The sequence below is a fragment of the Thiolapillus sp. genome (assembly GCF_048562965.1).
Classification (GTDB): domain Bacteria; phylum Pseudomonadota; class Gammaproteobacteria; order Chromatiales; family Chromatiaceae; genus Thiolapillus; species Thiolapillus brandeum_A.
On sequence record NZ_JBHNMF010000324.1, the window covers coordinates 1 to 3,791 of the forward strand.

General features: G+C 56.4%; 6 protein-coding genes. 4 read left to right on the top strand and 2 right to left on the bottom strand.

Translation table 11 applies throughout. The annotated features are described in order from the left end of the window. Positions 1-87: 87 nt before the first annotated feature. Positions 88-285, bottom strand: a complete 198-nt coding sequence (locus tag ACOCD2_RS14120) for a c-type cytochrome (protein ID WP_293649794.1) — start codon at positions 283-285, stop codon at positions 88-90. Between the two features lie 113 nt (positions 286-398). Here ACOCD2_RS14120 and ACOCD2_RS14125 point away from each other — a divergent pair, with 113 nt between their 5' ends. Both ACOCD2_RS14125 and ACOCD2_RS14130 read left to right on the top strand, forming a co-directional pair. Then, a complete protein-coding gene (locus tag ACOCD2_RS14125) occupies positions 399-1,982 on the top strand; it encodes a peptide chain release factor 3 (RefSeq protein ID WP_293649793.1) in 1,584 nt (527 codons plus the stop codon). 2 nt (positions 1,983-1,984) lie between these two features. After that, entirely contained in the window at positions 1,985-2,218 is a 234-nt protein-coding gene (locus ACOCD2_RS14130; protein WP_293649792.1) for a BolA family protein, read from the top strand. Between the two features lie 54 nt (positions 2,219-2,272). On the opposite strand, the gene ACOCD2_RS14135 is transcribed toward ACOCD2_RS14130, so the two are convergent. Beyond that, complete coding sequence (locus tag ACOCD2_RS14135; protein ID WP_293715148.1) at positions 2,273-2,551, bottom strand: hypothetical protein; 279 nt, start codon at positions 2,549-2,551, stop codon at positions 2,273-2,275. A gap of 134 nt (positions 2,552-2,685) precedes the next feature. Between ACOCD2_RS14135 and ACOCD2_RS14140 the strand changes: the two genes are divergently transcribed. Both ACOCD2_RS14140 and ACOCD2_RS14145 read left to right on the top strand, forming a co-directional pair. After that, positions 2,686-3,012 (top strand): hypothetical protein, encoded by a 327-nt coding sequence (locus tag ACOCD2_RS14140; protein WP_293650238.1) that lies wholly within the window; start codon positions 2,686-2,688, stop codon positions 3,010-3,012. 19 nt (positions 3,013-3,031) lie between these two features. Beyond that, positions 3,032-3,791, top strand: a 760-nt coding sequence (locus tag ACOCD2_RS14145) for an aminotransferase class V-fold PLP-dependent enzyme (RefSeq protein ID WP_419625745.1), incomplete at its 3' end; no start/stop codon positions are given.

The following is a 3,791-nucleotide window of genomic DNA, read 5'->3' on the forward strand; positions in this document are numbered from 1 at the left end:
CATTAAAGAATCAGGAACGGGAAGAGAAGCGCCAAGAGCAGTTAAGGTTGGCGGGACTCTGACAATAGCCCCCTCCGGGGGCTTTCATCATACTACCCGCTCTGCGGGTAGTATTTGATTGCGATTCTGCCCGGCCAGACGGGGATAGATGGCGCTCGATGCCTCGCCTTCCTCGCCATGGCAAAGGTGGCATTTTGCTTTGACGATAGATTTGGCCAGATCGATATTGGCTGCGTTGGCGGTGCCGATGCTCAGTAAGCCCAGGGCAAGAATGATTTTTTTCATTGTAAATGTCCTCCGAAATGCTGTTGTTCGTTCAAATATAACATACGGAGCGGTTGAAGCTGATGGCCGCGAATGGGGTATAATTCCCGCCCTTTCGAATTACAGAGATCACCATGGCCGATATAGCGAGCGAACTGGGCAAACGCAGAACCTTTGCCATCATTTCGCATCCCGATGCGGGTAAGACCACGCTCACCGAGAAGCTGTTGCTGTTTGGTGGCGCCATTCAGCTTGCCGGCACGGTCAAAGGGCGCAAGGCGGCGCGTCACGCCACTTCCGACTGGATGGAAATGGAGAAAGAACGGGGTATTTCGGTAACGTCTTCCGTGATGCAGTTTCCCTACAAAGACCGCATCGTCAACCTGCTGGATACGCCGGGACACGAGGATTTCTCCGAAGATACCTATCGTACCCTGACTGCGGTGGACTCGGCGCTGATGGTCATCGACGTGGCCAAGGGCGTCGAGGCGCGTACCATCAAGCTCATGGAAGTGTGCCGTATGCGCGACACGCCCATCCTCACCTTTGTCAACAAACTGGACAGGGAAGGGCGCGACCCCATCGAGATTCTGGACGAGATCGAGGAAGTGCTGGGCATCGCCTGTTCGCCGGTGACCTGGCCTATCGGCATGGGCAAGCGCCTGAAAGGCGTTATCGACCTGCGTACGGAAACGACGCATTTGTTCAGTGCTTCCCACGGCGATCATGTGCTGGAAGGCAAGACCATCACAGGGCTGGACAACCCCGAACTCATCGACGTGCTGGGTGAACACGAGGTGGAAGAACTCAAGGAAGAGATCGAACTGGTGCGTGGCGCCAGTCACGAACTGGATCTGGATGCCTATCTGCGCGGTGAGCAGACGCCGGTGTTCTTCGGCTCTGCCATCAACAACTTTGGCGTGCGGGAGCTGCTGGATGCTTTTGTAGAATATGCGCCTCCGCCCCAGCCGCGCAGCACCCTGCAACGCATGGTCGATCCGGGCGAAGAGAAATTTACCGGTTTCGTGTTCAAGATACAGGCCAACATGGACCCGGCCCACAGGGACCGCATTGCTTTCCTGCGTGTCTGTTCCGGCAGTTACCGCAAGGGCATGAAGATGAAACACGTGCGCATCAGCAAGACCGTGCAGGTGTCCAATGCCATTACCTTCCAGGCAGATGCCCGCCGCCAGGTGGAAGAGGCTTTTCCCGGTGATATCATCGGCCTGCACAATCATGGCACCATACAGATCGGCGACACCTTCACCGAAGGTGAGGATTTGAAATACGAGGGTGTGCCATACTTTGCGCCGGAACTGTTCCGCCGCGTGGTGCTGAAAGACCCTCTGAAAATGAAGGCCCTGCAGAAAGGCGTGCTGCAACTGTGTGAAGAAGGGGCGACACAGGTGTTCCGCCCCCTGCGCAACAATGATCTGATCCTGGGTGCCGTCGGTGTATTGCAGTTTGAAGTGGCTGCTGCAAGGCTCAAGTCCGAATATGGTGTGGAAGCCATCGTCGAACCCATCAATGTCTATACGGCACGCTGGGTGCAGTGTGATGATGAAGCAACAATGAAACGTTTCAAGATCAAGGCCCACGACAACCTGGCACTGGACGGTGACGACCAGCTGGTCTACCTCGCCCCTACCCGGGTCAACCTCAGTCTAACCGAAGAACGCTGGCCGGAAGTGCAGTTTCTGGCAACACGGGAGCTATAAATATGGAAACAAGTGCAATAGAAGAGCTGATCAGGTCCGGCCTGCCGGATGCCGAGGTAGAGGTCACCGGTGACGGGCGCCATTTCGAAGCCGCCGTCGTGAGTGCTGCGTTCGAGGGAAAGATTCTGATTCAGCGGCATCGCATGGTACTGGCGACGGTTCAGGCGCATATTGCCTCGGATGAATTGCATGCGCTGTCCATCACCTCTGCCAAGACACCTGCCGAAATCGCGTAGTCCCCTCGCGGCATATATTTTTACCGGCAAACCGTCCGGATTCCGGAGGTTTTTTCAGCAGCTTTCGTCCGCTGCCAGCCATGGAGAGCGAAGCGAAGGCTGGTAGACCCCAGTAGCCGCGAGGCCGCACTGTTTTCCCGGCGTGCCTTGCGCCAGAGGGAAAACAAAGTAGGCCTCCGAACGCGGCGTCCAGTCATATGGGAGCCAAGTACGGAGCAGCAACGAGCTTGCGAAGTTGTTGCGCAGTGCTTGGTGACCAGGACGGCTGGGGCACAAATAGGTTGTCAAAGGCCGAGTCGATTTTGGGGACTGGGATGTCCCAAAATCTATCACGAGGCCGAAGACACGCTTGATCCCCGGTTTGTGAGCCGATTCACAGGCACCCTGTATCCCTGTCTGAAACCATATGACGGTCTGACCGCTTCGTCGGCAGACCAGAGTATGTAATCAATCCAAGGGGATACAAAATGAAAAACGAAAGAAAAAACAGACAAGACACAGCACTGGATCGCCGCCGTTTTCTGCGGCTTGCCGGGACTGCGGCTGCCGGAGGAACAGCAGCTGCAGTGATGCCTGCCTGGGCAAAAGGCGCGGACAAACGGGAACCCTTTTCACGCGGTTCAAGAGGATCAGGACGTGGTTTCTGGCAACGGATCAGCCACGAGTTTCTGCTGGATCCCCGCACTACCTACATGAATATCGGCACCACGGGCTCCATGCCAAGGCATGTCATAGCCAACTACGATCGCTACAACAAACTGGTGGCGCGCGATCCCTGGGACATGGGGGGGTGAGTGGGGCCGGTGGCCTTACATGAGTGAACTGGTTGAAAGGGTTGCGCCGCAGATGGGTGCCGATACCCATGAAATCATCCTGACCCGCAATACCACCGATGGCATGTGTACGGTTCTCGAAGGGCTGAACCTACAGCCTGGAGATGAAGTGCTCTATACGCATCATGAGCATGTGGCCGGCACTTCACCCCTGCACGTGTTGCAGCAGCGTTTTGGCGTTACCCTGACAAAGGTGGAAATTCCCGTGCTGGATGCGACGGAGCAGGCTTATGTGGATGCCTTCGCAAATGCTGTGTCTCCGGCAACACGCCTGATCGTGTTTTCTCATATCACCTACAAAACCGGTGTCCGCCTTCCCGCGAAACGCATCTGTCGGGAAGTGGCTGTACCCAATGGTATTCCCACGCTGATCGACGGTGCCCATGCCATCGGTATGATCGAGCTCGATTTTCACGACATGGACTGTGACTTCTATGCCGGATCCGGCCACAAGTGGCAATGCGGTCCCGGCGCCACCGGTATTCTCTATGTCCGTGACAATCTCGGCAGACTGCGGGATTACTGGTCAGACCGGGCAGAAGTCTTCTGGCCCATCAACAGTTCCCTTGCGGAATATCCTTTCTTCGGGCTGCAACTGCAGCTGCAGTATGTGGGTAACGACAACCGCTGCCAGCCATGGAGAGCGAAGCGAAGGCTGGTAGACCCCAGTAGCCGCGAGGCCGCACTGTTTTCCCGGCGTGCCTTGCGCCAGAGGGAAAACAAAGTAGGCCTCCGAACGC